We start from the raw sequence: 26,392 nt of genomic DNA, 5'->3' as shown, positions 1-26,392 counted from the left end.
CAACGGGTAAGTCAATCAAACGTCGGGCCTTGAGTAAAAACAGTTCAACACAGCAACTAACAACTGCAACATTTTTAATATAAGGGGAACACTTCCGTAGGACTTTTCTACTAAAAACCGCGATAAGCGGTAGAAGTCTGAACAGTGGCTGTATGGGTTTCAGATAAACGATTCGCCGACCGGTTTTTCATGTTCCTTTCACAAAAACGGGCATAACCTTAATTCCACTGAGTCCTGTGCCGGCGCTGCCCAACCTGCCGGGCAACGCCTGAAATGTCAACCGAACCCGACGTTATGTCGTCTTGGCAACTTATTGATGCAAAGGATTTTTTCGCGTCTACGCTTTGATTGGATCCGATTTCCTATTGGATCTATTTCTTTTTTCTTTGCAATGAGGTGTGCATGAGTCAGGCGTTTCTCCCCTTCTCTCGCCCCAGTATCGGCGACGAAGAAATTGCCGCCGTAGAGCAAGTACTGCGGTCCGGCTGGATCACCACCGGGCCGAAAAACCAGGCACTTGAAGAACAGTTTGCGCAGTACGTCGGTTGCCGGCATGCCGTGGCACTTTCCTCGGCCACCGGTGCCATGCATGTAACGTTGCTGGCGCTGGGCATCGGCCCCGGCGATGAAGTCATCACCCCGTCGCAGACCTGGGTGTCCACCGCCAACATGATTTCCCTGCTCGGCGCCACGCCGGTGTTCGTCGATGTCGACCGCGACACCCTGATGACCGACGCCGCGCGCATCGAAGCCGCCATTACCCCGCGTACCAAAGCGATCATTCCCGTGCATTACGCCGGCGCCGCGTTCGACCTTGATCCGCTGTACGCGCTGGCAGACAAGCACGGCATCGCCGTGATCGAAGACGCCGCCCATGCCGCCGGCACCCGCTATAAGGGCCGCCACGTCGGTTCGCATGGCACCGCGATCTTCTCGTTCCACGCGATCAAGAACATGACCTGCGCCGAAGGCGCGATGTTCGTCACCGACGACCAAGCCCTGGCCAACCGCGTGCGCATGCTCAAGTTCCATGGCCTGGGCGTCGATGCCTACGATCGCCTGACCCATGGCCGCAAACCCCAGGCCCAGGTGATCGAGCCCGGTTTCAAATACAACCTGGCCGACATCAACGCCGCGATTGCGCTGGTGCAACTGGAACGTCTGGACGCAATCAATGCCCGCCGCACCGAACTGGCCACGCAATACCTGCAAAAACTCGAAGGCCTGCCGGTGCAACCGCTGGCCGTTCCGCATTACGCGCAACAGCACGCCTGGCACCTGTTCATCCTGCGCATCGACAGCGAGCGCTGCGGGATCGATCGCGAAGCCTTCATGAAGGGTTTGCAGGAGCAAGGCATCGGCACCGGCATCCACTTCATCGCCACCCACCTGCACACCTGGTATCGCCAGCGTGACCCGCACTTGTCCCTGCCTGACACCGAGTGGAACTCGGCGCGGCTGTGCTCGATTCCCTTGTTCCCCGACATGACCGACCAGGATCTGGACCGGGTCGTCGGGGCCATTCAACACCTGATGGGGAAACGCCCGTGAGACCTTATCCGATTCATTGCGTGTCGATCGTCATCCCGGTCTACAACGAAGAAGACAGCCTGCCGGAACTGCTGCGCCGCACCCGCGCCGCCTGCCAGCAATTGCGCCATGACTACGAAATTGTGCTGGTCGATGACGGCAGTCGCGACGCCTCTGCGCAATTGCTCGAAGACGCCGCGTTAGTCGAGGACAGCCCATTCGTGGCGGTCATCCTCAACCGCAACTACGGTCAGCACGCCGCGATCATGGCCGGCTTCGAACAGTGCAAGGGCGACGTGGTGATCACCCTCGACGCCGACCTGCAGAACCCGCCGGAAGAAATCCCGCGTCTGGTGGCCGAGGCCGAAAAGGGCTACGACGTGGTCGGCACCGTGCGCGGCAATCGTCAGGACTCGGCGTTGCGCCGCTATCCGTCGAAACTGATCAACCTCGCCGTGCAACGCTCAACCGGTGTCGCCATGAGCGACTACGGCTGCATGCTCCGCGCCTACCGCCGCACCATCATCGACGCGATGCTCGCCTGCCGCGAACGCAGCACATTCATTCCGATCCTCGCCAACAGCTTCGCCCGCCACACCACCGAAATCCCCGTGGCCCACGCCGAGCGCGAACACGGCGATTCGAAATACAGCCCGATGCGCCTGATCAACCTGATGTTCGACTTGATCACCTGCATGACCACCACGCCCCTGCGCCTGCTGAGCATCGTCGGCTTCGCCATGGCCGGGCTCGGCGTGCTGTTCGCGGCGGCGCTGATTGTCATGCGCCTGGCGTTTGGCGCCGGCTGGGCCGGCGATGGCCTGTTCGTGCTGTTCGCCGTGCTGTTCGTGTTCACCGGTGGCCAGTTCATCGGCATGGGCCTGCTGGGCGAATACCTGGGCCGCATGTACAGCGATGTGCGCGCCCGCCCGCGTTTCTTCATCGAAAAGGTCCTGCGCGGGCACCCCGCCAAGCCGGTTCCAGCCATCACCGTTGACGGCCTCAATTCCAACTCCACGTCTGATCAGGTTCTCTCATGAGCGCAAAAACCGTTGTCTTCGCTTACCACGATATTGGCTGCGCCGGCATTCAAGCCCTGCTCGACAGTGGCTATGACATTGCGGCGGTGTTTACCCATGCCGATGATCCGAAGGAGAACACCTTCTACGCCTCGGTTGCACAACTGTGCGCCAACAAAGGCATTGCGGTTCATGCCCCGGAAGACGCCAACCACCCGTTGTGGATCGAGCGGATTGCCAAGCTCGATCCGGACTACATCTTCTCCTTCTACTATCGCCACCTGCTGAGCGAGCCCCTGCTGGCGCTGGCCAAAAAAGGCGCCTTCAACCTGCACGGCTCGTTGCTGCCGCGCTACCGTGGCCGCGCGCCGGCCAACTGGGTGCTGGTCAACGGCGAAACCGAGACCGGCGTGACCCTGCACCGCATGGTCAAACGTGCCGACGCCGGCGCCATCGTCGCCCAGCAGCGCGTGGCCATCGAACGCAGCGACAGCGCGCTGAGCCTGCACGGCAAACTGCGCGTCGCCGCCAGCGACCTGTTGCGCGACGCTTTGCCGGCGATGCTTCAGGGCCAACTCACCGAAACTCCGCAGGACGAATCCAAAGCCACGGTGTTCGGCCGTCGCACTCCGGCGGACGGCAAACTGGTCTGGGCGCAACCGGCGGAAAAACTGTTCAATCTGGTGCGGGCCGTGACCCAGCCCTACCCCGGCGCCTTCTGCGCCGTGGGCGAGCACAAGCTGATTGTGTGGAGCGCCGAAGTCGTCAAAGGCAACGAAGGCCAGGCGCCGGGCCGGGTCATCAGCGTCGATCCGCTGCGCATCGCCTGCGGTGAGGACTCGCTGGTGATCAACGCCGGTCAGCGCAACGACAACGGCCTGTACCTGAGCGGCCCGCAACTGGCCAATGAACTGGGTCTGGTGGACGGTTCGCTGCTGCGCGGTGCCGAATCCGGCCGTGGCCCGCGCCGCACACGGGTGCTGATCCTCGGTGTCAACGGTTTCATCGGCAACCATTTGTCCGAGCGCCTGCTGCGTGACGAGCGCTACGAAGTCTATGGCCTGGACATCGGTTCCGATGCCATCGACCGACTGCGCAGCCATCCGCGTTTTCACTTCGTCGAAGGCGACATCAGCATTCACTCGGAATGGATCGAGTACCACATCAAGAAATGCGACGTGGTCCTGCCGCTGGTGGCCATCGCCACGCCAATCGAATACACGCGCAATCCGCTGCGGGTGTTCGAGCTCGACTTCGAAGAAAACCTCAAGCTGGTGCGCTACTGCGTCAAATACAACAAGCGCGTGATCTTCCCGTCGACCTCGGAAGTCTATGGCATGTGCCAGGACAAGCACTTCGACGAAGACACCTCGAACCTGATCGTCGGCCCGATCAACAAGCAACGCTGGATCTACTCGGTGTCCAAGCAACTGCTGGACCGGGTGATCTGGGCGTATGGCGCCAAAGGGTTGAACTTCACACTGTTCCGTCCCTTCAACTGGATGGGGCCACGACTGGATCGCCTTGATTCGGCGCGCATCGGCAGCTCCCGCGCCATCACCCAGTTGATCCTCAATCTGGTGGAAGGCACGCCGATCCGCCTGTTCGACGGTGGCGAGCAGAAACGCTGCTTCACCGACATCGCCGATGGCGTCGAGGCGCTGGCGCGGATCATCGATAACGACAACGACGTCTGCAACGGCCAGATCATCAACATCGGCAATCCGGACAACGAGGCGAGCATTCGTCAGTTGGGCGAAGAACTGTTGCGCCAGTTCGAAGCGCATCCGCTGCGTTCCAACTTCCCGCCGTTCGCCGGTTTCCGCGACGTCGAAAGCAAGGCGTTCTACGGCGCCGGCTACCAGGACGTCGAGCACCGCAAACCGAGCATCGCCAACGCCAAGCGCCTGCTGGACTGGACGCCGACCGTGGAAATGCGCGAGACCATCGGCAACACGCTGGATTTCTTCCTGCGTGAAGCGATGCTGGAAATCGAGAAGCGCCCTCATAAAGAGGCATGCTGATGCAGGCCGGATTGCGCATCGATGTCGACACCTATCGCGGCACCCGCGAAGGCGTGCCGCGCTTGCTGGAAATTCTCGATGAAGCGCAGATCAAGGCGACGTTTTTCTTCAGTGTCGGTCCGGACAACATGGGCCGGCATCTGTGGCGCCTGATCCGTCCGCAGTTCCTCTGGAAAATGCTGCGCTCCAACGCCGCCGGTCTGTACGGCTGGGACATCCTGCTCGCAGGCACGGCGTGGCCGGGCAAACCGATCGGCCGCGACCTCGGGCACCTGATGCGTCAGGCCCGGGCCGCCGGCCACGAGGTCGGCCTGCACGCCTGGGATCACCACGGCTGGCAGGCCAATGCCGGGCGCTGGAGCGATGCGCAACTGGTCGAGCAGATCCGTCAGGGCGTCGACACCTTGAGCGACATCCTCGGCGAAAAGGTCATGTGTTCAGCCGCCGCCGGTTGGCGTGCGGACGAGCGTGTGATCGAAGCCAAACAAGCCTTCGGCTTTCGCTACAACAGCGATTGCCGTGGGCAGCGGCTGTTCCGCCCATTGCTGTCTGACGGCTCGGTCGGCGCGCCGCAGATTCCGGTGGACCTGCCGACCTTCGATGAAGTGGTCGGGCCGAGTGTGGCGGCGAAGGATTTCAACGCTTTCATCCTCGACCGGTTCCGCCCGGACAACCTCAACGTCTACACCATTCATGCCGAAGTAGAAGGGATTCTGATGGCCGAAGATTTTCGTCGACTGCTGGCCGACGCACGCCAGCGACATATCCACTTTCAGCCGCTGGGCGACTTGCTGCCCGAGTTTCTCAACACCCTGCCCGTCGGTCGTGTGCAACGCGGCGCCCTCGAAGGCCGCGAAGGCTGGCTGGGAGTGCAAGGCGCATGAGCAAACGCTGGGCATTACCGCTGTTGCTGGGGATTTTTCTGCTGGCCTATTTACTGCCGCTGGGCAGTCATGGTCTGTGGATTCCCGATGAAACCCGTTATGCGCAGATCAGCCAGGACATGCTGCTGAGCGGCAACTGGGTGTCGCCGCATTTCCTGAACCTGCGCTACTTCGAAAAACCGGCGGCCGGGTACTGGATGATCGCCCTCGGGCAGGCCGTGTTTGGGCAGAACCTGTTCGGCGTGCGGTTTGCCTCGGCCCTGAGCACCGGGCTGAGCGTGCTGCTGTGCTTTCTCATCGCCCGCCGTTTGTGGAATGACCCGCGCAAAAGCTTCGTCTGCGCCCTGCTCTACATGAGCTTCGTCATCGTTGCCGGCCAGGCCGGTTACGCCAACCTTGACCCGCAATTCACCTTCTGGGTCAACCTGAGTCTGGTGGCGCTGTGGTTTGCCCTCGACAGCCGTTCCAACGGCCAGCGCATGGCCGGTTGGGCGGTGCTGGGCCTGGCGTGCGGCATGGGGTTCATGACCAAGGGGTTTCTCGCCTGGCTGCTGCCGGTGCTGATCGCCTTGCCGTGGATGCTCTGGCAAAAGCGCTGGAAGGAATTGCTGCTGTACGGCCCGATTGCGATTGCCGTAGCGATCATCGTCAGCCTGCCGTGGGTGTTGGCGGTGCACGGTCAGGAACCGGATTACTGGCGATTCTTCTTCTGGCACGAGCACATCCGCCGGTTTGCCGGCGACGATGCCCAGCATGACGCGCCGTGGTGGTTCTATCTGCCGCTGCTGGTGGCGTTCAGTCTGCCGTGGGTGGGAATGCTGCCGGTGGCGCTGAAACAGGCGTGGCAGACCCGTCGTGATACGAGCATTGCGTTTCTCGGCCTGTGGCTGCTGATGCCGCTGCTGTTCTTCAGTCTGAGCAACGGCAAGTTGCCGACCTACATTTTGCCGTGCCTGCTGCCGCTGGCGTTGCTGCTGGGCCATGCACTGGCCGATCGCCTGCGCCTGGAGCAAGGCCGGGCACTGGGCCTCAATGGCCTGCTGAACCTGTTGCTGGGCATCGTCACGCTGATCGGGCTGGTTTACGTGCAGCTCAAGCGCCCGCTGTACGACCACGAATTGCACAGTCTGGTGCTGGTGTTCATCGCCCTGACCGGCTGGATCATCAGCAACCTGCTGCAAGCGTTTCGTCCGTTGCAATGCTGGGCGGCGCCGGCGGTGGGCAGTTTGCTGCTGATCGCATTGCTGCCGGCATCACTGCCCAAATCGGTGGTGGCGAACAAGATGCCAGACCAGTTCATCCTCGCCCATCAAACGGAACTGGCGAGCGCCACGCACCTGCTGAGCAACGACCTGGGCGCCGCGTCGGCCCTGTCCTGGCGCCTGAAACGTCCGCAGGTCGCGCTATACAACACGATAGGCGAATTGAAATATGGGCTTGCCTATCCTGACGGCATTCAACAACGGGTCGATCCCGATCAGGTGCAACAGTGGATGCGCGAAGCCCGCAAGACCGGTTCGGTCGGCGTGGTGATGCGGGTCAAGGGGCAAGACGAACTGGACGAACTCGACAGACTGCCCAAGGACGGCGTTCGTTATGAGCAAGGCAATCTGGTGATCATGATGCTTCCGCAGGAGGCGTCATGAGCCTGTGGTTGCTGTTGCTCGCCTGCCTGCTGACCTGCCTGGGCCAGGTCGCGCAGAAATTCGCCGTCGAGAGCTGGCGCGTCGCGAGCCTGCCGTGGTCGCGAAAAGTGCGCTCGCCGTGGCTGTGGCTGGCCCTGTTTGCCCTCGGCGGCGGATTGCTGGTGTGGTTGCTGGTGTTGCAGCGCCTGCCGGTCGGCATCGCCTACCCGATGCTCAGCCTGAATTTCGTGATCATCACCCTGATCGCCCGTTTCGCGTTCAAGGAGCCCGTCGACATTCAGCACTGGTTCGGCGTGTTGCTGGTGATCGGCGGCGTGGTGCTGTTGGGGCAACAGTCATGAACCGGCGCCATGGAATTTTCTTCGCCCTGGCCAGCGTGCTGCTGGTGAGCGTGGCGCAACTGAGCATGCGCTGGAGCATGACGCGCCTGCCCCGACCGGATCAGTGGCTGACCGTGCCCGGTGTCGATTCAGTCGCGCTGGCCGTGGTGCTCGCGGCGATCTTCGCCTATGCGCTGTCGATGCTCTGCTGGCTCGCCGCCCTGCGCGATCTGCCGCTGGGCCGGGCCTATTCGCTGCTGAGCATCAGCTATGCGCTGGTGTATCTGCTGGCGGCCAGCCTGCCGTGGTTCAACGAATCCTTCAGTTTCTCCAAATCACTGGGCGTGGCGCTGGTCATGCTCGGGGTCATCACCATCAATACTCGTCCGGCCCGTGCGCCCGAATTGAGGAGTTCGCCATGAAAATCACAGTGTTTGGTAGCGGTTATGTCGGCCTGGTGCAGGCCGCCGTGCTGGCCGAAGTCGGCCATGACGTGGTGTGCATGGACATCGACGAGAAAAAAGTCGAACTGTTGCGTCAGGGCCACGTCAGCATCTTCGAGCCGGGGCTGGCCAGCCTGGTCCGCGAAGGCCTGGACGCCGGGCGCCTGCAATTCACCTGCGATGAAAAACTCGCGGTGCAGCATGGCAAGGTCGCGTTCATTGCCGTCGGCACCCCATCGAAAGAAGACGGTTCGGCCGACCTGCGTTACGTGCTCTCGGTAGGCGACGCCGTGGCTCGCCACCGTGAACAGCCGCTGATTCTGGTGGAGAAATCCACCGTACCCGTCGGCACCGGCGACACCTTGCGCACCCATCTGGACAAAGCGCTACTCAAGGCCGGACGCCTGTTGCAGTTCGATATCGTCTCCAACCCGGAATTTCTCAAGGAAGGCTCGGCGGTCGCCGATTGCCGTCGGCCGGACCGGATCGTCATCGGCTGCGAACGCGAAGAAGTGCGCGACGTGATGCGCGATCTGTACTCGCCGTTCAACCGCAATCATGACCGCATCATGTTCATGGACCTGCGCAGCGCCGAACTGACCAAGTACGCCGCCAACTGCATGCTGGCGACCAAGATCAGTTTCATCAACCAGATCGCCGAGCTGGCCGAACACCTGGGTGCGGACATCGAATCGGTGCGCCAGGGCATCGGCGCCGACAGCCGTATTGGCTACCACTTCATCTACCCCGGTTGCGGTTACGGCGGCTCGTGCTTCCCAAAAGACATGCGCGCACTGATCCACAGCGCCGAAGAGGCACACTGCTCCAGTGATTTGCTGCAAGCGGTGGAAGCGATCAACCAGCGGCAGAAACACAAGTTGTTCGAACGCATCAACGCGTTCTACAAGGGCGAACTGCGCGGCAAGACTTTCGCCCTGTGGGGCCTGGCCTTCAAGCCGAACACCGACGACATGCGCGACGCGCCGAGCCGGGTGCTGCTGGAGTCATTGTGGGCCGCTGGCGCCAATGTGCGGGCGTTCGACCCGGAAGCGATGCAGGAAACCCAGCATCTGTACCCGGACGAATCGAAACTGATGCTGATGGGCACTCCGGAATCCGTGCTCGCCGGTTCCGACGCGCTGATCATCTGCACCGAATGGCAGCAGTTCAAGGCGCCGGATTTCGACCTGATACAACAACGCCTCAAGGCCCCGGTGATCTTCGACGGCCGCAACCTGTACGACGCCGAACGCCTGGCCCGCAACGGCTTCCATTACTTCCCGATGGGCCGTGGCGAATCGCGCGCCCTGCCGATTCCCTTGCAGCAGTGGCCGCACGCTTCGGACGTGGCCTGATGGGGTTATCCCCCACCCTGCGCCGGCAGTCCCTGATCGCAGGGCTGCTGGCGTTCGTGTTGTTCATTGCCGGCGTGTACGGGCAAGCGCCGATCGGTTTCGACTCACGCTTCGTGCTGTTTGCCCAGGAAATGCTGCGACACGGACCCAGCGTGTTTCCCACCACTTATGGTGAGCCGTACGCGGATTATTCGGCGCTGTCGACGCTGTTCATCTGGCTGTTGTCGTTACCGTTCGGCACGGTCAACAGCCTGACGGCGTGGCTGCCGAGCGCGGTTGCCGGTGCGGTGATCGTGACGTTGATGTATCGCTTGCTCGCGCCTTCATCCGTGCGCTGGGCGGTGGTCAGCATCGCGCTGCTGATGCTCACCGGCACCTTCATCACCGAGACCCGCGCGGTATCGCAGGATCTGATGCTCGCCGCCGTGGCGTTTTCGGTGTTCTACCTCGGCTATGCCCACGATCATTTCGCTGCCGCTCGACGCTGGCCGCTGGTGTTCCTTCTATTGCTGCTGGGGTTCGGTATTCGCGGGCCGATCGGGCTGGTGGTGCCGACCGGCATGCTGTGCAGTTACTACCTGCTGGGTCGCCAATGGTCGCGTCTGTTGACCTTCGGTGTGCTGGCGTCGCTGCTGCTGGCAGCGTGCGTCGGGCTGTTGTTGTGGCTGGCGGATCTCAGCGGCGGGTCGGCGTTTCGTCAGGACGTGATCCGCATGCAGTTCATGGGGCGCATGGACGGCAGCGAAGGCGTCAGCGGTTCGCTGTATTACTTCACCAGCTCGCTGGGCAACTACGCGCTGGCGTATCCGCTGGCCTTGCTGGCGCTGGCGGCCGCGTGGCTGAGCCAACCTCGGCAGCGCGGCCCGGCCTTGCGACTGGTGCAGTATTGCGCGGCGGCGGGGTTGATCGTGATGGTCGGGCTGTCAATTCCGCAGGCGAAAAAAGCCCGCTACCTGCTGCCGATGCTACCCATGGCGGCGATCATTGCGGCGTATCCGTTTCAGGTGTTGCATGGCCGGGTGTTTGCCTGGCTGCGTGTCGGCCTGCAGGGATTGTGGTTATTGATTCCTGGATTGTTGATCGTCCTGTTGTGGGTGGCGAAGCGACGGTTTCCCGAGTCGTTGACCGACCTGACACCGGTAATGATCGTGCTGGGATTGCTGCAGCTGGCCGCAATGTCGCGGTTGCGACTGCCGCGCTGGCGAACCGAAGTCCTCGCGTTCAGTGCCGTGCTGGCGGTCTGGTCGGCCTATGCGCTGGTGTTCGAACCGGTCGAGCGCCAGCTCTATGACACGCGAACCTTCAGTCAGGCGGTAATAAAGCGGATCCACGAGCAACCCGCGCCGCTGGTGCTGCACGGCATGGGCAAGGACGCCAAGGCGATCAAGTTCATGGTCAACGTCGAGCAGGACCTGCAACCGCTGTTCACCGAAACCACGCAGGCACTCGAAGCACTCAAGGGGCCGGCGTGGCTGATGATGGATCGCAGTGACTACCTGGCCCTGCAAGGCACGCCGATCGGGGCGTTGCAGCCGGTGCTGAGCGGGCGATTCGACAAAAACGATTATGTGTTGCTATGGCTGACGCCTTAACCTGCGCGCCTTGATTTCGACAGGGACCGCTGACTGATGACCTTTACCGTGCGACTGGCCCTGGCAGCCGATGCCATCGCCCTCCCCGCCATCGAGCGTTCGGCCGCCGCGCTGTTTCGCCTCGACCCGTCACTGGCCTGGCTGGCAGATGCCGCTGTGCCGCAGGCCTCGGCGCATTTAGCGGCCATTGAACGGGACGAACTGTGGGTGGCGGAAAACAACGACGGGCAACTTGCAGGTTTTTTAAGGGCGGTGACTGTCGATCAACAGTTGCACATTGAGGAACTGTCCGTCAGCCAACACTTTCAAGGTCGGGGCGTCGGTCGCAAGTTGCTGTTGTCGGCGATTGAACAAGCGCGTCTGTGGCAACTTCGGGCGGTGACGCTGACGACGTTTCGCGACCTTGCATGGAATGCGCCGTTCTATCAGCGCATGGGTTTTGCGCTATTGAACGCCGAAGACTGCGACGCGCGCCTGAACCAAGTATTGCGCAATGAAATCGCTCACGGATTGCCCGGCGAGCGACGTTGCGCCATGCGCCTGGTGCTCACGCCGTCGCCTTGAGATCAACCCCCAACGCCTGGGCAAACGCCTTGACCAACGGGCTGCGCACGGTGTTGTGTCGCAGGATCAGATTGAACGGCGTGTCGAAGTGGATCAGCTCCGGGCACACCGCGCGAAACTGCCCGGCGGCCACCAGCGTGGCGGCGTAATGCTGGGGCAGAAAGCCCACGAAACGCCCGGTCTTGATCAACAACGCCACCGCTTCGACCTGGGTCGCCGAGGCGGAATAACTGTCGTAGCGGGCAAAGTTGAGCTTGTCGCGATGGATCGCATAGCGGTGGTTGATGCACTCGTAATCCTGCAGCACGTTGCCGCCTATCTGGTCTGCCGGCAGGTCGAACAACGGGTGGCCGACGGCGCAGTAAGCCTGCGAGCGTTCTTCATAGAGCGGGTAATAATCGAATTCTTCGCGCTTTTGATAAACCGGAACGATTCCGGCCACTAAGCGACCTTCCACTACGCCTCTTTCAACTTCATCCAACTGGGTCGCCTGAAGTTGAAACCTTACTTTCGGCGAGTGCTCATTTATTTTTCTAAGCGCGGCAACTAACGGCGAATTATCGTCGCTGATCGTATTGTCGATCACCCCCACTCCCAGATCACCGATAAGTTCATTCTGCGCCGAACTAAGACGGTCACGAAAGTTGTCGACCGAGGCAAACAAGTCAATCGACGCCTGATACACCAGACGCCCCTCTTCGGTCAGGTGAAACCCTTCGCGACCCCGGGTACACAGGCGCATGCCGATGCGGATTTCCAGGTCGGAGATCTGCTTGCTGATCGCGGCCAGGCCCACGTTCAGCTCGTTTTGCGCCGCGCTGAAGCCGCCGGCCTCGACTACTGCCTTGAACACCTTGAGCAGTTTGAAATCCAGTCCGCTGAGGGCCAAAGGTGCCCGGTGAGCGGTTTTGACCGGTGGGTTTCCGGAATTGGAAAGTGGGGTTTCCATAATGCTGATTTACCTCTGGCGCAATGTTCAACAATCTGTGTCCAACAACAAAAACATCGCCGGCTAATAATAATGACCACAGAAAACAAGCCTTGGCAACCGCCAAAAAATCCCGAACATCAGTGCCAACTCACTGATCGACAAACATAAAAAGCTGACACTTCGATCAGCTCTTGTCTCTTTGCAACTGCCCTCTTGAAAACTGCTTTGGCCTGATTCCGTCCGCGGCTGTTCGCTAAATAGCCAGCGCGACTTTCAGGGCCATGCACACCGATTTCAGTTCGCTTTACCGACGAGGAAAACAACAAATGTCTCAAACCACCGACCGTCTCTGGGGCGCCCGTTTCAAAAGCGGCCCGTCCGCAGCCCTGGCGGCCCTGTCCCGTTGCCCCGAGCGCTATTTCCGCCTGACGCCGTACGATCTGGCCGGCTCCAAGGCCCACGCCGGGGAACTGCAACGTGCCGGCCTGCTGGACGAGCAGGAAACCCGCACGATGATTGAAGCCCTGGACGGCATCGGTGCCGATTTCGCTGCCGGGTGCATCGCCCCGACGCTGGACGACGAAGACGTTCACACCTTCATCGAACGCCTGCTGACCGAGCGCCTCGGCGCGCTGGGCGGCAAGCTGCGCGCCGGCCGCTCGCGCAACGACCAGACCGCCAACGATCTGCGCCTGTTCCTGCGCGATCACGTGCGCACCCTGGCCGTGGAAGTGCTGGCCCTGCAAACGGCGCTGGTGGATCAGGCCGAGCAGCACGTCGAAAGCATCTGCCCCGGTTTCACCCACTTGCAGCAAGCGCAACCGATCGTGTTCGCCCATCACCTGCTGGCCCACGCCCAATCGATGTTGCGTGACGTGCAGCGCCTGGTGGACTGGGACGCGCGCACTTCGCTGTCGCCCCTCGGTGCTGCGGCCATGGCCGGTTCCGCCATCGCTCGCCAGCCGCAGCAATCGGCCAAGGAAATGGGCTACGCCGGGGTTTGCGAAAACTCCATCGACGCCGTGGCCAGCCGCGATCACGTCGCCGAATTCCTGTTCATCGCCAGCATGCTCGGGATCAATATCTCGCGTCTGGCCGAAGAGTTCTGCCTGTGGTCGTCGCGCCAGTTCCGCTGGGTCGATCTGGATGACGCCTACGCCACCGGCAGCTCGATCATGCCGCAGAAGAAAAACCCCGACATCGCCGAACTGGCCCGGGGCAAGGCTGGTCGCCTGATCGGCAACCTGACCGGCCTGCTCTCGACGCTCAAATCCCTGCCGCTGTCGTACAACCGCGACCTGAGCGAAGACAAGAACGGCGTGCTCGACAGTGTCGACACCTTGCTGCTGGTGCTGCCGGCCATGGCCGGAATGGTTGCGACCATGACCGTCAACGTCGAGGAACTGCGGCGTCAGGCGCCGCTGGGTTTCACCCTCGCCACCGAAGTCGCCGACTGGCTGGCGGTGCGCGGTGTGCCGTTCAAGGAAGCCCACGAAATCACCGGAGCGCTGGTGCAAGCCTGCGAAAAACACGACCTCGAATTGTGGGAAGCCTCGCCGGCATTGCTGGCCGAGATCGACCCGCGTCTCACGGCAGACGTGCGTGACAGCCTGACCCTGGAAGCCGCCATCGCTGCCCGCAGCGGTTTGGGCGGCACCGCGCCACAACAGGTGCGCGAGCAGATCGGCCGCTTGAAAACCGCCCTCGCCGCGCAGCAACAGTGGACCGAAAACTACCAGGGCTTCCGCCTCTGAGCCGGGTCCCCCTCCCACCGGGAGGGGGTTGATCGAAAAGTACAGTGTACGGAGAAACACCATGAGCCAGACTCAGGCAGAACGACTCCAGGCGGAGCGCAAACTGGCGGAAAACCAGTTCGACATTACCCAGTACCAACACGTGCCACGGCGTTATTACGGGCGGATCTTCTTCGCCACCGTGATCGTCATCGCGATCATCGGTCTGGTGCGGGCCTTCGCCGAAGGCAAGATCGAATGGTCGTACATCGGCCAGTTCCTCACTTCCGAAGCGATCATGTGGGGCCTGTTCAACACGATCATCATGGCCGTGCTGGCCATGGCGCTGGGCATCGTGTTCGGGGTCATCACCGCCATCATGCGCATGTCGGCCAACCCGATCCTGCGCTACGTGGCAGTGACCTACACCTGGCTGTTTCGCGGTACGCCGCTGATTCTGCAACTGCTGTTGTGGTTCAACCTGGCGCTGATCTTCCCCACCATCGGCATTCCCGGCCTGTTCCAGCTCGACACCGTGAGCCTGATGACGCCGTTCGTGGCCGCCCTGCTCGGCTTGAGCATCAACCAGGGCGCCTACACCGCTGAAGTGGTACGCGCCGGCCTGCTGTCGGTGGACACCGGCCAGTACGAAGCGGCCAAGTCGATCGGCATGCCACGCCTGCAAGCGCTGCGCCGGATCATCCTGCCCCAGGCCATGCGAATCATCATTCCGCCGGTCGGCAACGAATTTATCGGCATGGTGAAAATGACCTCGCTGGCGAGCGTGATCCAGTACTCGGAACTGCTCTACAACGCCCAGAACATCTACTACGCCAACGCCCGGGTCATGGAGCTGCTGATCGTCGCCGGTATCTGGTACCTGGCCACCGTCACCGTCCTGTCCTTTGGTCAAAGCCGTCTGGAGCGTCGTTTCGCTCGCGGCGCCGGCAAGCGTTCTTGAGGAATCCGTCATGAGAAGCATCGTCAAGGCCGTGAGCCTGAACAAATATTACGACCAGTACCACGCGCTCAAGGACATCAACATCGAGGTCGAGCAAGGCGAAGTGCTGTGCATCATCGGCCCGTCCGGCTCGGGCAAGAGCACCCTGCTGCGCTGCGTCAATCAGCTGGAAAAGATCGACAAGGGCGGCCTCTGGGTCGACGGCGAACTGGTCGGCTACCGCGTCGTCGGGCACAAGCTGCACGAACTCAACGAGTCGCAGATCGCTCGCCAGCGCCTGGCCACCGGCATGGTGTTCCAGCGCTTCAATCTGTTTCCGCACATGACTGTGCTGCAAAACATCATCGAAGGCCCGTGTCAGGTGCTCAAGCGTTCGCCCAAGGAGGCGCACGAAGAAGCCCTGGAACTGCTGGCCCGGGTCGGCCTGGCCGACAAACGCAACAGCTACCCGATTGAACTCTCGGGCGGTCAGCAGCAACGGGTGGCGATTGCCCGCGCCCTGGCCATGCGACCCAAGCTGATGCTGTTCGATGAACCCACTTCGGCACTCGACCCGGAACTGGTCGGTGAGGTGCTGTCGGTAATGCGCGATCTGGCGCAGACCGGCATGACCATGATCGTCGTCACCCATGAACTGGGCTTCGCCCGGGAGGTTTCCAACCGCATGGTGTTCATGGACGGCGGGCAGATCGTGGAGGCTGGAAGCCCCGAAGAAATACTAATAAGTCCGCAAAACCCGCGCACCCAAAGCTTCATTTCTGCCGTTCGAACCTGAGGCCCCTTTGGCCTTCACAACACTCATAAGAGAACGTCCATGAAGAACTTCGTCATTCCAGCAGTACTCACCTCCCTCATGTCTTGCGGTTTCGCCGTGGCCGCCGACTTGCCGGCCAGCATCAAGGAGAAAGGCGAGATCGTCGTCGCGATCATGCCCAACTATCCGCCGATGGATTTCAAGGATCCGGCCACCAACAAGCTCACCGGCCTTGACTACGACCTGGGCAACGCCCTGGCCGAACGCCTCGGGGTCAAGATCAAGTGGCAGGAGACCGGCTTCGAGCAAATGATCAACGCCCTGACCACCGAACGCGTGGACATGGTCCTGTCGGGCATGACCGACACCGCCGAGCGTCAGGCCAGCGTGACCTTCGTCGACTACTTCACCAGCGGCCCGCAGTTCTACACCTTGCAGAAAAACACCGCGACCAACGAGATCATCGACCTGTGCGGCAAGAAAGTCGGCACCAGCCGCCGCACCACCTTCCCGTCGGAAATTGCCGAGTGGAGCAAGGCCAACTGTGAAGCGGCCGGCAAGCCTGCGATCAACGTGGTCGGCACCGAAGGCTCGGCCGACGCCCGCGCCCAACTGCGCCAGAGCCGCATTGATGCGGCGATGCAGGGCAGCGAAACCCTGTCGTACCTCAAGACCCAGGAAAAGGACATGTACAAAACGGTCGGCCAACCGATCTCCGTGCAGTTCACCGGGCTGGGTGTGAGCAAGAAGAAGCCTGAGCTGAGTGAAGCCGTGAAAGTGGCGCTGCAGAGCATGGTGGATGACGGCAGCTATGGCGCGATTCTGAAGAAGTGGGATCTGGAATTGGGTGCGATCAAGGAAGTGACCATTAACGCGGGCAAGTAATCCGGTCAGCGCCACCTTTCCATTGTGGGAGCGAGCTTGCTCTGGGCGGCATTCCGACGAAGTCAGTGTGTCATTCACCAGAGATGTCGACTGACATGGCCTCATCGCGAGCAAGCTCGCTCCCACAGGTACAGCGTACGTCCCTACATGTGTGGAGCGCCCAATGCTCAGTTCACCCCAACCCGCCTGGCCCGCCCAGCACAAAGCCTGCCTGGCCCTGGCCTTCGACCTCGACGGCCCGACCGGCGATGCCATGCTCGACAACTCGATCTGGCACAAACCCGAGTATTTCGGCTTCGGCGGCTACGGCCCTTACCGCGCCCTGCCGCGCCTGCTGGATCTGCTCGACACCTTCAAGATCCCGACCACCTTCTTCGTCCCCGCGTGGGTCGTGGAAAACTGGCCGAAACAATGCCAGGCCATCGTCGAACGCGGCCATGAAGTCGCCTACCACGGCTACAAGCACGAATCCTTCTACGCCCTGACGCTGGATCAGCAGCAGGCCGTGATGAACAAATCCCGCGAAGTCTTCTGGCAATACCTGCACATCCGCGCCGAGGGCTTTCGCACGCCGTCCGGCGACTGGCGCGCCGAAACCCCGGCGATGCTGGCCGACAACGGCGTGATCTATTCCAGCAGCATGCGCGGCGACGATCGCCCGTATCTGGTCAACGTCCCCGGCCACGACACGCCGCTGGTGGAAATCCCCGGCCGCTGGGAAATGGACGACTACGCCTCCCTCGCCTACACCCGCGCACCGAACTTTCCGTCCGGGCTCGACCGCACCGCCAGCTACGAGCTGACCCTCGACAACTGGCAGCGCGAGTACGACGGCGCGATGGACGAAGGCCTGTGCCTGACCACCCTGTTCCACCCGAAAATCACTGGCAAACCGGGACGCATCCTGTTGCTGGAGAAACTCTTCGAACACATGCGCCAACGCGATGACGTGTGGTTCGCCACCTGCCGCGACGTCGCACGCTGGTGGCTGAAGGAGCATCACCATGGCTGACGCAAATAATCTCTGGCCTGCCGGTAAACGCTGCGCGGTGGTGCTGACCGTCGATTACAACGACATCCACGGCATTCTCACCCAGGCCCCGGAAGTCGCCGGGCGCGACAAGACGCTGTCGGTGTGGCGCTACGGCACCCAACGCGGCGTCGAGCGTTTGCTCGGCCTGTTCAGGGAACTCGGGGTGCGCAGCAGCTGGTTCGTGCCCGGCATCGTCGCCGAGGAAAATCCGCAGCACATCGCCGCGATCCAGGCTGACGGCCATGAAGTCGCCTGCGCCGGCTACCGCCATCAGGATTACGACACGCTGGATCTGGCGACACAAAGCGCAGAGGTCGCCAAGGGTTGTGCTGCGCTGGAAGCCTTGACCGGCGTGCATCCCAGCGGTTTCCGGATCCCTGCGGGCAACGGCGCGCCGGGCTTCATCGAAGCCTTGAAAGATCACGGCATTCACTGGTCGTCATCATGGCGCGGCGATGACCTGCCGTTCCTTCATCCAACCGCGCCTGAAGTCGTCGAGTTGCCGTTGCATTACGAACTGGAAGACGAACCCTATTTCGCCTTCAACCTGAGCCCGGCCGTGCCGCCGGCGCAATCGCGGATCGCCTCCTACAGCCACACCCTGGGCAACCTGCAAATGGACTTCGCCGGATTTCACCGCTTCGGCCTGTGCTACGTGCTGCGCCTGCATCCGGAAATCATTGCCACGCCAGGGCGCATCGGCGTGCTGCGCGAATTGCTGCAAGGCATTCAGCAGCATGATGACGTGTGGATCGCCACCGGCGCCGAAGTCGCGCAGTGGTGGGCACAAACGGCGGCGCCGGTCGCGCAGGATCATCCGGCGTCGGTGTATGAACGCCATTATCGGGACTACCTCGTATGACGGAACGCATGCAGCGGCTGGCGCAGTTTTGCGTCGAGACCCGGTTTGAAGACCTGCCGCCGGCGTTGGTGGAACAGGCCAAGCGGCACATTCTCGACACCTTCGGCGCAGCACTGGCCGGGGCCGACAACGCGGTAGCGCTTCAGGCACGGCAGGTGTTCGCTGCAGAGCCGGGCACCGCACGGGTCTGGGGTTCGTCACTGCGCGTCGGCGCGGGGCATGCGGCGTTGCTCAATGGCATCGCTGCCCACGCGCTGGAACTGGACGACACCGGCGGTTGCGACCACTCCGGCGCGGTGGTGTTGCCGGCAGTGATGGCGGCGCTATCGCTGGTGGATCGGCCGGTAGACGGTCGCGAGTTCATCACCGCCGTGGTGATCGGCTACGAAATCGGCCGGCGGGTGCTGGAAGCCTGCGGCAGTTATTCGGCGCACAACGGCGCCGGCTGGCATTCCACCGCCACCTGCGGCGTGTTCGGCGCGGCGGCGGCCTGTGCGCGGATCTTTGCGCTAGATGTCGGGCAAACCGTGTCGGCGCTCGGCATCGCCGGCAGTTTCAGCGGTGGGTTGTGGGCGTTCATCCATGACGGTTCGCAAAGCAAAAAACTGCACAGCGGCCGTGCGGCCGAGGGCGGTTTGCTCGCGGCGCGTTTTGCTCGCGAAGGTGTCAGTGGGCCGTCGATGTTGTTCGAGGATGTCTGGGGTGGTTTTCTTAAAACCCTCGCGCCGGGCAGTGCGCAGCCGGATGCGCTGAATGCTGATTTGCGACGGGTCTGGAAACTCGCGCGCTGTTCGATCAAACCCTATGCCGCGTGTCGTGGCACTCATTCGGCCATCGATGCGCTCGGTTTGTTGCTGGAGCAATTACAGGTCGGCGCGGATCAGGTGGAAGACGTCCAGGTGAGTTTGTGCGGGTTTCTGCTCGACATGTGCGGCGGTCGCGACACCCGAAGTCTGGCCGCTGCGCAGATGAGCCTGCCCTACGCCCTCGCCGCGCGACTGGTACACGGTCATTGCCGATTGGAGGCTTATGACGAACAGCCACGCAACGATCCGCGCATTGCCCACTGGCTGACGCGCATTCGCCTTGAAGTGGATGAGCGACTGTCGGAGGATGGCGAGCCGGTAGTCGTCGTTCGAACCCGCGACGGGCGCGAAGCAAGCCTGTGTGTCGAGGTGCCGCTGGGCGCGCCGGGTAATCCGCTGAGTGAGGCGGCGCTGGAGGAAAAGTTTTTCAGTCTGGCGTTGCGGGTGATTTCACCGGTCAAGGCCGAGCCGTTACTGGCGCAGCTGCGGCAACTGCAAACGCTGGACTCCGTGCGCGATCTCGAGCACCTGTTAACCGAATAAGGACATTTGATTTTTCCGTGGCCACCTACTCGCTCGTTATCCGCCGCCTGATGATCGTCTCGCTGACCATCGTCGTCAGCCGCGCCATCACCAGTCCGTTGCTCACACTGTTCTTGAGCAACAAGCTCGGCCTCAACCAACAGGACGTCGGATTGTTGCTGGGCATCGCGGTGTTTATCGCCACCCTGCTTGCGCTGTACGGCGGTTACATCATCGACCGGCTCGAGAAGCGTCGGTTGCTGATTCTGGCGATGCTCTCCAGTGCCATCGGCTTCGTGCTGCTGACCTTCGCCAAAGATCTGTACCTGACCACCCTGACGCTGGTCATTACTGAAACCGCCTCGGCGCTGTTCCTGATCGGCTCCAAGGCGATCCTCAGTGAAAACCTGCCCATGGGCCAGCGGGCCAAGGCGTTCTCGCTGCGCTACACCCTGACCAACATCGGCTACGCCACCGGCCCGATGCTCGGTGTGGTGATCGCCGGGGTGTATCCGATTGCGCCGTTCCTGATTGCTACCGGCATCGCTTTCGGCAGCATCTTCCTGATGATCGGCATCCCGAAAGACGCCAGTCCGGTCGCCGCCATCGGCCAGCCGCAGAGCTTCCTGAAAACCCTGATTACCCTGAAAAACGACCGCACGCTCATCATGTTCACTTGCGGTTGCCTGCTCAGCACCGTGGTTCACGGGCGTTTCACGTTGTACCTGTCGCAATACCTGCTGGTGGTCGAAGACTCGCAGCGAGCCCTGCAAACCATGGCCGCCCTGCTCGCCTGCAACGCCATCGCGGTGATCCTGTTGCAGTACCAGATCGGCCGCTTTCTCAACCGGGAAAAACTGCGCTACTGGATCGCCGCCGGCACCAGCCTGTTCATCCTCGGTCTGATCGGCTTCAGCCTGGCCGACAGCCTGGTGACCTGGTGCATCGCCATGTTCATCTTCACCCTTGGCGAGATGATCATTTACCCGTCGGAATTCCTGTTCGTCGACACCCTGGCCCCGGAGGAACTGCGCGGCAGCTATTACGGCGCGCAGAATCTGGCGGCGCTGGGCGGCGCATTGAGCCCGGTGATTTGCGGTTTCCTGCTGATGCATACGCCGGCGCCGACGATGTTCTACGCCCTCAGCGCACTGACCGCGCTGGGTGGTTTTCTGTGTTTCATGAGCGGGCGGCGCGTGGCTTTACTGCATAAATAATGCACTGAAACTGCATTTATATGAATTTGTCAGCATCGTGATTGCTTGGCACACTGTGCGCGTTCCTCCCCCAATAGTTGGAACTCTTCGAAGGACTTTCCGCGTTTACGGACAGTCCTTTTTTTTGCCCTGAATTTCACAAAGGATCGAATCTGCATGCTCGCTCGCTGGTTGCCCGCCGCCATCAACACCCGCCCCACCGAATGGAGCCGCGCCGCCATCGGTATGGCGCTGGGCACGTTGTTCAGCGTGTGGGCATGCAGTCAGGTGTTCGGCATTGAAGTGGCCTACCACCTGATCGGCCCGCTGGGCGCTTCGGCGGTGCTGCTGTTCGCGGTATCGTCCGGCGCACTCGCCCAGCCTTGGTCGATCATCGGTGGCTACCTGTGCGCGGGTGTCGTCGCGTTGCTGGTGGCCCACGTCCTCGGCCGAACCCTGGGCAGCGCCTGCCTCGCGGCGGGCGTGGCGCTGATCCTGATGTGCTGGCTGCGCTGCCTGCATCCACCGGCCGGCGCCGTCGCGTTGACCATGGTGCTGGCCGACCCGATGACCATCGCCATGGACTGGAAAGCCCTGGAACCGGTGATGCTCAGCGCCGCATGCCTGCTGCTGGCCGCACTGGCCTACAACAACCTCACCCGCATCCGCTACCCGAAACGCCCCGCCGAACCGGCGCCAGCCGTAGCGCCGGTGGATATTCAGTCCATCACGGCCGAGGATCTGAAACGGGCGCTGGCGGACATGGAGGCGTTCATCGATGTCACACCGGAGGATCTGGAGCAGCTGATTCATGCCAGTGAGTTGCATGCCAGGCGGCGGAGCATTGGCCAGGTGTTCAGCTGAACCAGGAGCCCGCGCCTGTCAGCGTTGTCGATTGAAAAGAAGCGGCGATCCCGTGCATTTTGGCTAAGGCAAAAATGCAGACAGCCCATGCACATATCCCCGTTGTACACGGCAAATTTGCACTGTTACGATCCGGTAACGCTCGCGCGCGAGCTTCTCGAATAAAGACAATAAAAGCAGGGAGTTAGTGATGACTGCTCAGGCTTCATCCCCGCGGACTTCGTCCATGGATGCCACGCCACACGAAGTGTTGGCCGAGGTTCGCAATCACATCGGTCATCTGACCCTCAACCGCCCCGCCGGTCTCAATGCCCTGACCCTCGACATGGTGCGCCAGCTCCAGCAACACCTGGACGCCTGGGCCGCTGATGCCGATATCCACGCGGTCACGCTGCGCGGTGCCGGCGAGAAAGCCTTCTGTGCCGGGGGCGACATTCGCTCCCTGTACGACAGCCATAAAAGCGGCGACACGCTGCACGAAGATTTCTTCGTCGAGGAATACGCCCTCGACCTGACGATCCACCACTACCGCAAACCGGTGCTGGCGCTGATGGACGGTTTCGTTCTCGGCGGCGGCATGGGTCTGGTGCAAGGCGCTGATCTGCGGGTAGTCACCGAGAAAAGCCGTCTGGCGATGCCGGAAGTGGCGATCGGGTATTTCCCGGATGTCGGTGGCAGTCATTTCCTGCCGCGCATTCCCGGTGAGCTGGGGATTTACCTGGGTGTCAGCGGCGTGCAGATCCGGGCGGCGGATGCGCTGTATTGCGGCCTCGCCGACTGGTATCTGGACAGCAGCAAACTCGGCACCCTCGACGAACAGCTCGACCAGTTGCAGTGGCACGACACGCCGCTGAAAGACCTGCAAAACCTGCTGGCCCGCCACGCGGTGCAAACCTTGCCGGATGCGCCGCTTGAAGCCTTGCGCCCGGCCATCGATCACTTCTTTGCCTTGCCTGACGTGCCGAGCATCGTTGAGCAACTGCGCGCCGTGACCGTCGCCGACAGCCACGAATGGGCGACCACCACCGCCGACCTGATGGAAACCCGTTCGCCGCTGGCGATGGGCGTGACCCTGGAAATGCTCCGTCGCGGCCGGCACCTGAGCCTGGAACACTGCTTCGCCCTCGAACTGCATCTGGATCGCCAGTGGTTCGAGCGCGGCGACCTGATCGAAGGCGTGCGTGCCTTGCTGATCGACAAAGACAAGTCACCGCGCTGGAACCCGCCGACGCTTGCTGCGCTGCACGCCGAGCACATCGCGAGTTTCTTCCACGGTTTTGAAGAGAGCGGGAGCTGAGCCATGCACGATCTCGAATTGACTGAAGACCAGGTAATGATCCGCGACATGGCCCGGGACTTTGCCCGTGGCGAAATCGCGCCACACGCGCAAGCCTGGGAAAAGGCCGGCTGGATCGATGACGGTCTGGTGGCGAAGATGGGTGAACTCGGCCTGCTGGGCATGGTAGTGCCGGAAGAATGGGGCGGCACTTACGTCGACTACGTGGCTTATGCGCTGGCGGTGGAAGAAATTTCCGCCGGTGACGGCGCGACCGGCGCGTTCATGAGCATTCACAACTCGGTGGGTTGTGGGCCGGTGCTCAATTACGGCAGCGAAGAACAGAAACAGACCTGGCTGGCCGATTTGGCCAGCGGCGCAGTGATCGGCTGCTTCTGCCTGACCGAACCCCAGGCCGGCTCCGAAGCGCACAACTTGCGCACCCGCGCCGAACTGCGCGACGGGCAATGGGTGATCAACGGCGCCAAGCAATTTGTCAGCAACGGCAAGCGGGCGAAACTGGCAATCGTGTTTGCGGTGACCGATCCGGATCTCGGCAAGCGCGGCATCTCGGCGTTTCTGGTGCCGACCGATACGCCGGGTTTCATCGTCGACCGCACCGAACACAAGATGGGTATCCGCGCCTCCGACACCTGCGCGGTGACGCTGAACAATTGCAGCATTCCTGAAGCAAATCTGTTGGGTGAACGCGGTAAAGGTTTGGCGATTGCCCTCTCCAACCTGGAAGGCGGACGCATCGGCATTGCCGCGCAAGCATTGGGCATCGCCCGTGCGGCATTCGAAGCGGCGCTGGGTTACGCCCGTGATCGGGTGCAGTTCGGCAAGGCCATTGTCGAACATCAGAGCATCGCCAATCTGCTGGCGGACATGCAGATGCAGATCAACGCGGCACGCTTGATGATTCTGCACGCCGCGCGACTGAGAACAGCGGGTAAGCCGTGTCTGTCGGAGGCTTCGCAGGCCAAGCTGTTTGCTTCGGAAATGGCTGAGAAGGTGTGCTCGTCAGCGATTCAGATTCATGGCGGGTACGGGTATCTGGAGGATTACCCGGTGGAGAAGTATTACCGGGATGCGCGGATTACCCAGATTTATGAAGGGTCCAGCGAAATACAGCGGATGGTGATTGCGCGAGAGTTGAAGAACTACCAGCTCTAAAAGCTTCGCGAGCAAGCTCTGCTCCCACAGGGATTGGTGTAAACCTCAGATCCAATGTGGGAGCTGGCTTGCCAGCGATGGCGTCAGTGAATACGCCGCGTTACTTGCCCTGGAACTCCGGCGACCGCTTGGCCACAAACGCCGCCATGCCTTCCTTCTGATCCTGCGTCGCAAATGCCGCATGGAACACCCGACGCTCGAAACGCACGCCTTCAGTCAGGTTCACTTCGAACGCGCGGTTGACGCTTTCCTTGACCATCATCGCAATCGGCAACGATTTGCTGGCGATCACCGCTGCGACTTTCAGCGCTTCATCCAGCAACTCGGCACTCGGCACGATGCGCGCGACGATGCCGCAACGCTCGGCTTCCACCGCGTCGATCAAACGTCCGCTCAGGCACATCTCCATCGCTTTGGCCTTGCCTACAGCGCGGGTCAGGCGCTGGGTGCCGCCCATGCCCGGCAGCACGCCGAGGTTGATTTCCGGCTGGCCAAACCTGGCGTTGTCGCCAGCCAGGATGAAGTCGCACATCAGCGCCAGTTCACAGCCGCCGCCGAGAGCAAAACCGTTGACCGCAGCGATGATTGGTTTGCGGCGATTAGCCACGCGGTCGCTGTCGCTGAACAGGTCGTCCATGTAGATCTGTGGGTAGGTCAGATCAGCCATTTCCTTGATGTCGGCGCCGGCGGCAAAGGCTTTGGTCGAGCCGGTGATGACGATGCAACCAATGTTTGCGTCAGCTTCGAAACCATCGAGCGCGCGGTTCACTTCGCTGACCAGTTGCGCGTTGAGGGCATTCAGCGCCTGCGGGCGATTGAGGGTGATCAGGCCGACGCGGCCATGGGTTTCCAGCAAGATCGTTTCGTAACTCATGTGCAGATTCCTTCTCAAAGATTGCGCGAAATGACCATGCGCTGAATGTCGCTGGTGCCTTCGTAGATCTGGCAGACCCGCACGTCGCGGTAGATGCGCTCCAGCGGGAAGTCGTTGAGGTAACCGTAACCGCCGAGGGTTTGCAAGGCCATGGAGCAGACCTTCTCGGCCATTTCCGAGGCGAACAGTTTGGCCATCGATGCTTCGACCAGCGCCGGCTGACCGCTGTCACGCAGGGCGGCGGCGTAGAGCACCATCTGCCGCGCCACGGCGACCTGGGTCGCCATGTCCGCCAGGCGGAACGCCACAGCCTGATGCTCGATGATCGGCTTGCCGAAGCTATCGCGCTCGCGGGCGTAATCACGGGCAGCTTCGAACGCGGCGCGGGCCATGCCCACCGCTTGCGAAGCGATGCCGACGCGGCCGCCTTCGAGGTTGGCCAGGGCGATCTTGTAGCCCTCGCCCTCCTCGCCCAAACGGTTGGCCACCGGCACTTTCACGTCTTCGAACAGGATCTGGCAGGTGTCCGAGGCATGCTGGCCGAGCTTGTCTTCAACCCGGGCGACTTTGTAGCCCGGCGAGTCGGTCGGAACGATGAAGGCGCTGATCCCGCGCTTGCCGGCACTCGGGTCGGTGACCGCAAACACGATCACGACCCCGGCGTTCTGCCCGGAGGTAATGAACTGTTTGCAACCGTTGAGCACGTAGTGATCGCCTTCAAGGCGTGCCCGGGTTTTCAGGCTGCTGGCATCGGAACCGGCCTGGGGTTCGGTCAACGCGAAAGCACCGAGCATCTCGCCGCTGGCCAGCGGTTTGAGGAAGCGCTCGCGCTGGTCGTCGTTGCCGAACTTTAGGATCGGCACGCAACCCACCGAGTTGTGCACGCTCATGATGGTCGAGCAGGCACCGTCGCCGGCGGCGATTTCTTCCAGGGCCATGGCGTAGGCCAGGTAACCGGTGTCGCAACCGCCCCACTGCTCCGGCACCAGCATGCCGAAGAAGCCCAGTTCGGCCATTTCGCCGATGGCTTCTTTCGGGAAGCGATGCTCGCGGTCCCACTCGGCAGCAAACGGTTTCAGCCGTTCCTCGGCAAACTGCCGGGCCATGTCGCGGATTTGTTGTTGGTCATCGTTGGGAATCAT

At 61.8% G+C, this 26,392-nt stretch carries 24 protein-coding genes; 21 read left to right on the top strand and 3 right to left on the bottom strand.

Annotated features, from left to right (window positions below; all coding sequences use genetic code 11):
• Positions 1–402: 402 nt before the first annotated feature.
• Genes arnB through CAF73_RS04240 form a run of 10 tightly spaced genes read left to right on the top strand, consistent with a single transcriptional unit; the run spans position 403 to position 11,377 of the window.
• On the top strand, positions 403–1,551 hold the full coding sequence (gene arnB, locus CAF73_RS04285) for a UDP-4-amino-4-deoxy-L-arabinose aminotransferase (protein ID WP_085696089.1): 1,149 nt from the start codon (positions 403–405) through the stop codon (positions 1,549–1,551).
• Positions 1,548–2,570 carry an undecaprenyl-phosphate 4-deoxy-4-formamido-L-arabinose transferase gene (gene arnC / locus CAF73_RS04280; protein ID WP_085702034.1) on the top strand — a complete coding sequence of 341 codons (1,023 nt, stop codon included), beginning with the start codon at positions 1,548–1,550 and terminating at the stop codon, positions 2,568–2,570. Before arnB ends, arnC begins: the two co-directional genes overlap by 4 nt.
• Positions 2,567–4,573 carry a bifunctional UDP-4-amino-4-deoxy-L-arabinose formyltransferase/UDP-glucuronic acid oxidase ArnA gene (gene arnA, locus CAF73_RS04275; RefSeq protein ID WP_085696087.1) on the top strand — a complete coding sequence of 669 codons (2,007 nt, stop codon included), beginning with the start codon at positions 2,567–2,569 and terminating at the stop codon, positions 4,571–4,573. The genes arnC and arnA overlap by 4 nt, the downstream gene beginning before the upstream one ends.
• Positions 4,573–5,457, top strand: a complete 885-nt coding sequence (gene arnD / locus CAF73_RS04270) for a 4-deoxy-4-formamido-L-arabinose-phosphoundecaprenol deformylase (protein WP_085702033.1) — start codon at positions 4,573–4,575, stop codon at positions 5,455–5,457. The genes arnA and arnD overlap by 1 nt, the downstream gene beginning before the upstream one ends.
• On the top strand, positions 5,454–7,103 hold the full coding sequence (gene arnT, locus CAF73_RS04265; protein ID WP_085702032.1) for a lipid IV(A) 4-amino-4-deoxy-L-arabinosyltransferase: 1,650 nt from the start codon (positions 5,454–5,456) through the stop codon (positions 7,101–7,103). Before arnD ends, arnT begins: the two co-directional genes overlap by 4 nt.
• Positions 7,100–7,444 (top strand): 4-amino-4-deoxy-L-arabinose-phosphoundecaprenol flippase subunit ArnE, encoded by a 345-nt coding sequence (arnE, locus tag CAF73_RS04260; protein WP_085702031.1) that lies wholly within the window; start codon positions 7,100–7,102, stop codon positions 7,442–7,444. Before arnT ends, arnE begins: the two co-directional genes overlap by 4 nt.
• The gene (arnF, locus tag CAF73_RS04255) at positions 7,441–7,845 is read left to right on the top strand and encodes a 4-amino-4-deoxy-L-arabinose-phosphoundecaprenol flippase subunit ArnF (protein ID WP_085696083.1); all 405 of its coding nucleotides are present in this window, start codon (positions 7,441–7,443) and stop codon (positions 7,843–7,845) included. The genes arnE and arnF overlap by 4 nt, the downstream gene beginning before the upstream one ends.
• Positions 7,842–9,221, top strand: coding sequence for a UDP-glucose/GDP-mannose dehydrogenase family protein (locus CAF73_RS04250; protein ID WP_085696082.1), 1,380 nt, complete (start codon positions 7,842–7,844; stop codon positions 9,219–9,221). Before arnF ends, CAF73_RS04250 begins: the two co-directional genes overlap by 4 nt.
• On the top strand, positions 9,221–10,813 hold the full coding sequence (locus tag CAF73_RS04245) for a glycosyltransferase family 39 protein (RefSeq protein WP_176247705.1): 1,593 nt from the start codon (positions 9,221–9,223) through the stop codon (positions 10,811–10,813). Before CAF73_RS04250 ends, CAF73_RS04245 begins: the two co-directional genes overlap by 1 nt.
• 36 nt (positions 10,814–10,849) lie before the next feature.
• On the top strand, positions 10,850–11,377 hold the full coding sequence (locus tag CAF73_RS04240) for a GNAT family N-acetyltransferase (protein ID WP_085702030.1): 528 nt from the start codon (positions 10,850–10,852) through the stop codon (positions 11,375–11,377).
• Here the strand turns inward: CAF73_RS04240 and CAF73_RS04235 are convergent.
• The gene (locus tag CAF73_RS04235; protein ID WP_085696080.1) at positions 11,361–12,326 is read right to left on the bottom strand and encodes a LysR family transcriptional regulator; all 966 of its coding nucleotides are present in this window, start codon (positions 12,324–12,326) and stop codon (positions 11,361–11,363) included. The two genes, CAF73_RS04240 and CAF73_RS04235, sit on opposite strands and share 17 nt — an antisense overlap.
• Positions 12,327–12,634: 308 nt before the next feature.
• Between CAF73_RS04235 and argH the strand changes: the two genes are divergently transcribed.
• The 11 genes from argH to CAF73_RS04180 all read left to right on the top strand — a co-directional run bounded on the left by argH (position 12,635) and on the right by CAF73_RS04180 (position 24,376).
• Positions 12,635–14,062: an argininosuccinate lyase gene (gene argH, locus CAF73_RS04230; RefSeq protein ID WP_085702029.1), complete on the top strand. Its 1,428-nt coding sequence runs from the start codon at positions 12,635–12,637 to the stop codon at positions 14,060–14,062.
• 61 nt (positions 14,063–14,123) lie between these two features.
• Positions 14,124–15,002, top strand: a complete 879-nt coding sequence (locus CAF73_RS04225) for an amino acid ABC transporter permease (RefSeq protein ID WP_085687163.1) — start codon at positions 14,124–14,126, stop codon at positions 15,000–15,002.
• Between the two features lie 10 nt (positions 15,003–15,012).
• Entirely contained in the window at positions 15,013–15,777 is a 765-nt protein-coding gene (locus CAF73_RS04220; RefSeq protein WP_007951284.1) for an amino acid ABC transporter ATP-binding protein, read from the top strand.
• A gap of 39 nt (positions 15,778–15,816) precedes the next feature.
• On the top strand, positions 15,817–16,641 hold the full coding sequence (locus tag CAF73_RS04215) for an ABC transporter substrate-binding protein (RefSeq protein ID WP_085696078.1): 825 nt from the start codon (positions 15,817–15,819) through the stop codon (positions 16,639–16,641).
• A gap of 163 nt (positions 16,642–16,804) precedes the next feature.
• Positions 16,805–17,653, top strand: a complete 849-nt coding sequence (locus CAF73_RS04210; RefSeq protein WP_085702028.1) for a polysaccharide deacetylase — start codon at positions 16,805–16,807, stop codon at positions 17,651–17,653.
• The gene (locus CAF73_RS04205) at positions 17,646–18,536 is read left to right on the top strand and encodes a polysaccharide deacetylase (RefSeq protein ID WP_085702027.1); all 891 of its coding nucleotides are present in this window, start codon (positions 17,646–17,648) and stop codon (positions 18,534–18,536) included. Before CAF73_RS04210 ends, CAF73_RS04205 begins: the two co-directional genes overlap by 8 nt.
• Positions 18,533–19,885 (top strand): MmgE/PrpD family protein, encoded by a 1,353-nt coding sequence (locus CAF73_RS04200; RefSeq protein WP_085702026.1) that lies wholly within the window; start codon positions 18,533–18,535, stop codon positions 19,883–19,885. Before CAF73_RS04205 ends, CAF73_RS04200 begins: the two co-directional genes overlap by 4 nt.
• Before the next feature lie 17 nt (positions 19,886–19,902).
• Positions 19,903–21,081 (top strand): MFS transporter, encoded by a 1,179-nt coding sequence (locus tag CAF73_RS04195; RefSeq protein ID WP_085702025.1) that lies wholly within the window; start codon positions 19,903–19,905, stop codon positions 21,079–21,081.
• Positions 21,082–21,237: 156 nt separating this feature from the next.
• A complete protein-coding gene (locus CAF73_RS04190; RefSeq protein WP_085702024.1) occupies positions 21,238–21,924 on the top strand; it encodes an HPP family protein in 687 nt (228 codons plus the stop codon).
• Between the two features lie 190 nt (positions 21,925–22,114).
• Positions 22,115–23,221 (top strand): enoyl-CoA hydratase/isomerase family protein, encoded by a 1,107-nt coding sequence (locus CAF73_RS04185; protein WP_085702023.1) that lies wholly within the window; start codon positions 22,115–22,117, stop codon positions 23,219–23,221.
• A 3-nt stretch (positions 23,222–23,224) separates the two neighbouring features.
• Entirely contained in the window at positions 23,225–24,376 is a 1,152-nt protein-coding gene (locus CAF73_RS04180; RefSeq protein ID WP_039768643.1) for an acyl-CoA dehydrogenase family protein, read from the top strand.
• Positions 24,377–24,476: 100 nt separating this feature from the next.
• On the opposite strand, the gene CAF73_RS04175 is transcribed toward CAF73_RS04180, so the two are convergent.
• Both CAF73_RS04175 and CAF73_RS04170 read right to left on the bottom strand, forming a co-directional pair.
• Positions 24,477–25,250 carry an enoyl-CoA hydratase gene (locus tag CAF73_RS04175; protein ID WP_085696071.1) on the bottom strand — a complete coding sequence of 258 codons (774 nt, stop codon included), beginning with the start codon at positions 25,248–25,250 and terminating at the stop codon, positions 24,477–24,479.
• A gap of 14 nt (positions 25,251–25,264) precedes the next feature.
• Positions 25,265–26,392 (bottom strand): acyl-CoA dehydrogenase, encoded by a 1,128-nt coding sequence (locus tag CAF73_RS04170; protein WP_085702022.1) that lies wholly within the window; start codon positions 26,390–26,392, stop codon positions 25,265–25,267.

It is taken from the genome of Pseudomonas sp. B15(2017) (assembly GCF_002113215.1).
Classification (GTDB): domain Bacteria; phylum Pseudomonadota; class Gammaproteobacteria; order Pseudomonadales; family Pseudomonadaceae; genus Aquipseudomonas.
The sequence above is the reverse complement of the archived record's forward strand: the minus strand, read 5'-3'. Positions and strand labels throughout refer to the sequence as shown.